The sequence below is a fragment of the Acidiplasma cupricumulans genome (assembly GCF_001402935.1).
Lineage (GTDB): Archaea > Thermoplasmatota > Thermoplasmata > Thermoplasmatales > Thermoplasmataceae > Acidiplasma > Acidiplasma aeolicum.
The window spans coordinates 1-5,218 of sequence record NZ_LKBH01000223.1; the positions used below are offsets into that span (position 1 = coordinate 1).

The window sequence follows — 5,218 nt, forward strand, 5'->3', positions numbered from 1 at the left end:
ATATTTATTTTTATATGAATGGAATCATTATAACTATCAATAATATTAGCATATACATATTGGAAAAACCAAAGGCGCTTCTAAAGTATTTTCTGTCATAATTTCTCATGAAGGGCCTGATTACATAGGCAAGGAGTATAACATCCATTATTACTGCCATGGGGAAGTACAGATAACCAACATGTATGTAACTGATAAAGAAGGGTATAAGAGAATAGGTGATCAGAATAATGGTATTAATCATTATCCAAAATGCGGTTTTTTTAATTCCTACTCTGGCGGGCAACATTGGTATGTTGTTTTCTTTATAATCATCTATGTTATTTACAGATAGATTCCAGAAGTGTGTGGGAGTCCACATAAATACGAGAAACGCTATGAATAGGGATGTTATTGATACAGAGTCTGTTAAGGATGCCCAGCCGGCAAGTGCTGGAAAGCTTCCTGCTATACCACCAATTACTATATTCCATGAGGTGCGTCTTTTTAGGACTATGGTGTAAAGCACGACATAGCTAAGAAAACCACCAAATATAAAGATCATTGTTAGGAAATTAAGAAGAAAATATGAAAGCACCAGGGATATAACAATCATAATGGATGCAAAGAATATCATTCTATTGCGTGTATTTTCATTTACTATCTTTGAGCGCGATCTCGTTCTTTTCATTTTTATATCTATATCTATATCATAAATATTATTGAACAAACTTGCAGACATAGAGGCAAGTGTCCCACTTATTACCAGTATTAATAATAGAAATGGATATTTATTACCACCAGGTACTGCCAGAAATGCTGCTATTGCAACCATGTCTATAAGCATCGTAATTTCAAGCTTGGTAATTTTCATAAAGTTTTTCAGTTTAGACATTTTTAATCACCTGATACACAAAACATTAAAAATAAAATAAAAAAATAATTTAATCTCCAGCAGATGGTGGTGTTGGAGTTGCACCATATAGTGTTGGCCCGTATGAGTATGTTACGCCATTGTATACAAATGTTTCATTCATTTCACCAGGTTTCTGCTGGCTCTCCCACGTTTTCCACTGGCTGTATGGTAATACAAATGCAGGTCCCCTCATATGAGCATGCCCAAGACCACATAACTCAACGCACTCGAAATGATAAAGGCCTGGTGTTGTAATATTTGTCCATATGTAGTTATAATGCCCAGGGAAGGCATCAACCTTTGTTACATTTATTAGATAGAACGAGTGCATGACATCAACGCTGGTCACATTAAATTGAATTGGTGTGTTAGCAGGCAGTACAGCAAAGTGCCTTGTGGATGAACCATTTGGATATATGAATATCCACTGCCACTGATAACCCACAACGTCTATATCAAGGTAATGATGATTATCGGTTGGAGCACTTGGTGCAGCCCCGGCAACCCTTATACCGTATGCAGGTGGTAAGTCATATACCAGCAGTGATATTAAAACAATCACCACAAAGAGAACGAAGACCTTAAATATTGTTTTATTCCCACGTTCTATGTTTTCTATTCTTCCAGGTCTCATATCCTCATCAGGGTTATAAGGGGCATTTTCGTCAAATTCCTCATGCCTTTTCCAGCTCTTAAGGAACACATAGATATACCAGAAGGCGAATCCTGCACCTATAACTATGCCGGGGATTATATAAGCAAGATATATTGATGTTATTTCTGCCCCGGTAATTGATCCTTTGGGAATGAGCTGGTATGCGTTTGGCAATATATTTAGTATATTAAACATTTTTCACACCTCATTTTATTGTATAGTATGGTACAGTAACATTTGAACTAACTATCACATATACATACATTCCTGCCTCTGCATGGGTGGTTAATCCACACACTATCCAGTAATTACCGGCCTGTGTATCATTCCACCATATTGATTTGGAATGTGCAACATTTCCATACCAAATTGGGAGTATTGAACCAGTACTGTTAATGACCTTCTTCACATGGGCGGATGTATGGGCCCATATAGGTCCTCTCTTCCACTGTGACGGATACGGAAGTTCAATCTTTAATGTATGCGGTTTAACCTCATAATTGGTCATTTTAGCATGTATATCAGCATTTGCTGGTAAGTATATGGTCATTGCACCATAGGATGTACCGTTAAAGTTGTATGGATATGCATCAGGATAACCATTACCCTGCCCCCATGCAGCCAGTGAGAGATTGACCACCTCAACTTTTTTACCATTTACCGTTGTATTATAGTATGGTAAATCTTTATGGTTTACAGGGCCCTGATCTGACATCACTGTATTCATTGGGTGGTATGCAAATGCGGTTATACCCATAGCAGCAATTAATATAATGGCCACAATAAGTGCGGCTACAGCTGCCTTTTGTATTGGCTTCATGAAAACCACCTGCCCATGAACACATTAATAAATAGCCATAGTGAAAACCATATGGCTATTATTATAACAACCAAGGCATATGGATTCTTCCATATGCTGTACTCCTTCCAATCAAAGTCATCATCGGACAGATGCAGTTCCTCATCCGAGATTTCATTTGAATATGTATGTTTTTCAGCAGTAACATTTTCAGCCTTTTGCCCTAATATATTATCATTTTTTATATTTTCAGTCATTTTATATCACCTCATGCTATAAACGCTATGGTTGTGAATACACTTGTAAGGAATACAAATGCCACAAACCACATTAGTATATCTGCGCTTGTAGCCACCCTTCCCCAAAGGAATTTTTTACTCTTGCTGACACTTATGATATACTTTATCATAACGGCTATAACACCTAATGAGAATGTTACGTCCATTAATGATATTAACCAGAACATTGATGTAACCGGATTTGTTCCGGTGGCTGCAAGTGCCAGCACGCTGTTTGCATTCATTGTTTCAAGTGAAATTATTGCTGTGATAAGGTATATTATTGCAAATATTACCCCAATTGTCATATAAGTTGATGATGCTGATGCCTTTTTATTTATTGCACCACGGAGTGCGAAGTATGCGAATAAAGCTGCTATGCCTATTGTTATTATTGATATTACATTATATACTGTTGCCATGGCAGGGAAGAAGAAGGTTGTGGGATCGTTTCCCTCAACATATGGTGAGATGGTCTGCAGTTTTAACCATTCCACGGTTCCATAGAATGTTGCCATCCATATCATATCTCCTGCAAGGAATATAAGCATTCCAAGCCTCATGTTGTTGAATCCCTTTGTAACAGGGTCTTTCTTATACATAGGCGGTACGTTTGGAGACCTTAGTTTGTAGTCATCGTACATCCAGCCAATACCTCCCCATGCAAATAAGCCTAAAGCAACTGCCACTATTGCAAAGCCTATGTATGCGAAATAGGATCCAAATGCGTATGGCTTATAGCCCATTAATGCAACAACTGTTCCAAAGAAGGCAAGTGTCACACCACCTGCAATAAGCATGGGTCTTGAGGATAACTCAACCTTACTTGGTTTTATTGGTTTTGTTTCATCCAATAAAAGATCCCTGTTATCTGCGCCACCAACATATGGCTCATAATCAAAGTTATAATATTTTGGAGGTGTTGTGGTAAACCAGACGAATCCAGCCGTGGCCTTATATGGGTTATTTTCTGTAACCCTTTTTCCATATTTAAGTGACCATGCAAAGTTGGCAAACATTATAAGGAATGATAGCCCAAATATGAATGCCCCTATTGTTGATATCTCATTAAATATGGTATATCCAAACCCAGACTGATATGTATATACCCTTCTTGGCAGATCATAAAGGAAGAACATTGGGAAGTAGAGGATATTGACACCGGGATATGCAAACGCCCAATGAAGCCTGCCCAGCTTTTCGCTGTACATTCTTCCTGTGAATTTTGGGAAGTAATAGTAAAGATTGCCCATAAGGGCCATAACAGCAACACCGACCATGAAATAGTGGAAATGGGCCACTATATAATAATCACCATGGACTATTGTATCAATGGCTAATGATGAATTGGTAACCCCTGTAACCCCACCAATCATAAATGATGTTGATGCGGCAAGGGCAAATAATACAGGAGTCTGGAACTTGTGTTTTGCACCCAGTAATGTTGCTATAATTCCAACTATCATCATTCCTGTTGGTATGGATATTGATTCAGTGAATATACTTGTGGCCATTAGCCATGCAAATACTATACCTGTCATGAATGTGTGATGCAGGAAAACCATTACACCATCAACTGATATTGCTCCCATTGCTGCTATCATCCATTTTTTAAGATATGGTGCTTTATGGCCAAGATTTGATAAATAATCAAACATGGCCCCTGTTCCGGGTAAGAGTAATAAATATACCTCAGGGTGCCCAAAGTACCAGAACAGGTTCTCCCACATTAATGCTCCTCCATAGGTGGATATAAATCCGGATAAACCTAAAACGTTGGAAACTACAAGTATAAAGAATAGGGCTGTTATTTCAGGGAATATAAACCAGGATATGGCCGCCACCCAGAATACTGCCCAGACAAATAGCGGCATATTCATCATTCTTAATCCTCTGGCCCTTGCCTTAAATACAGTTGCAATAATTTCTGTTGATGCTATTATGGTACCAAGACCTCTTACCACCACTGCAGCTGCGGCAGTATCAGCTCCCAGATAAGGGGTGAATTTAAATGATGATAATGGCTGATAAACTGTCCATCCCGTATCAAGGTTACCGCCTGGCATAAAAAAGCCGATCCATAGAAGTATGCCGCTGAAAAGGTAAAGCCAGTACCCAAGTGCATTTATTCTGGGGTATATCATATCCCTGGAACCTATTGCCAGAGGTATTAAATAAATACCAAAACCAGTCCCAAGTGGTCCAAGGAACCATATAAGCATTGTTAATCCGTGTATTGTGACAAGCTGGTTGTACTGTAATGCATCAAGAAAACGGCCTGAGAAGAGACTGTACTTGACAAGATCATATCTTGGTATTGCCAGCTGAAGTCTCATAAGTAAGGCCAACACACCGCCACCAATAAAGAAAACCAGTGATGTCAGTATGTATAAAAGTCCAATCTGTTTATGGTTAGTTGTAAAAATCCAGCCTTTCACAGAATTATAAATCTTGTTGTTATATTCATATTCTGCTTCGCTCGCGCTATCCATGTGTTGTATATTTTTTATCTAATTATAAAATTAATTATAGAATATATTCACGTAATTAGATATTCTTTTATAATTCAAATAAAAAATATGAAATGCTAT

Annotated in this window: 5 protein-coding genes; all 5 read right to left on the reverse strand. The window is 38.1% G+C overall.

The window, feature by feature from the left end:
• Positions 1–10: 10 nt before the first annotated feature.
• Genes cyoE through AOG55_RS06480 form a run of 5 tightly spaced genes read right to left on the reverse strand, consistent with a single transcriptional unit; the run spans position 11 to position 5,119 of the window.
• The gene (gene cyoE, locus AOG55_RS06460) at positions 11–874 is read right to left on the reverse strand and encodes a heme o synthase (RefSeq protein ID WP_048101945.1); all 864 of its coding nucleotides are present in this window, start codon (positions 872–874) and stop codon (positions 11–13) included.
• Positions 875–923: 49 nt separating this feature from the next.
• Positions 924–1,745, reverse strand: a complete 822-nt coding sequence (locus tag AOG55_RS06465) for a cytochrome-c oxidase (RefSeq protein ID WP_048101946.1) — start codon at positions 1,743–1,745, stop codon at positions 924–926.
• A gap of 10 nt (positions 1,746–1,755) precedes the next feature.
• Positions 1,756–2,370 (reverse strand): sulfocyanin, encoded by a 615-nt coding sequence (locus tag AOG55_RS06470; protein ID WP_048101947.1) that lies wholly within the window; start codon positions 2,368–2,370, stop codon positions 1,756–1,758.
• The gene (locus tag AOG55_RS06475; protein WP_048101948.1) at positions 2,367–2,606 is read right to left on the reverse strand and encodes a hypothetical protein; all 240 of its coding nucleotides are present in this window, start codon (positions 2,604–2,606) and stop codon (positions 2,367–2,369) included. Before AOG55_RS06475 ends, AOG55_RS06470 begins: the two co-directional genes overlap by 4 nt.
• Positions 2,607–2,617: 11 nt before the next feature.
• A complete protein-coding gene (locus AOG55_RS06480; RefSeq protein WP_055041055.1) occupies positions 2,618–5,119 on the reverse strand; it encodes a cytochrome c oxidase subunit I in 2,502 nt (833 codons plus the stop codon).
• Between the last annotated feature and the right edge of the window lie 99 nt (positions 5,120–5,218).

What these genes read in the sequence shown, in the direction of transcription:
- cyoE (WP_048101945.1), bottom strand. Translation starts at nt 874, where the DNA reads ATGTCTAAACTGAAAAACTTTATGAAAATTACCAAGCTTGAAATTACG.
- AOG55_RS06465 (WP_048101946.1), bottom strand. Translation starts at nt 1,745, where the DNA reads ATGTTTAATATACTAAATATATTGCCAAACGCATACCAGCTCATTCCC.
- AOG55_RS06470 (WP_048101947.1), bottom strand. Translation starts at nt 2,370, where the DNA reads ATGAAGCCAATACAAAAGGCAGCTGTAGCCGCACTTATTGTGGCCATT.
- AOG55_RS06475 (WP_048101948.1), bottom strand. Translation starts at nt 2,606, where the DNA reads ATGACTGAAAATATAAAAAATGATAATATATTAGGGCAAAAGGCTGAA.
- AOG55_RS06480 (WP_055041055.1), bottom strand. Translation starts at nt 5,119, where the DNA reads ATGGATAGCGCGAGCGAAGCAGAATATGAATATAACAACAAGATTTAT.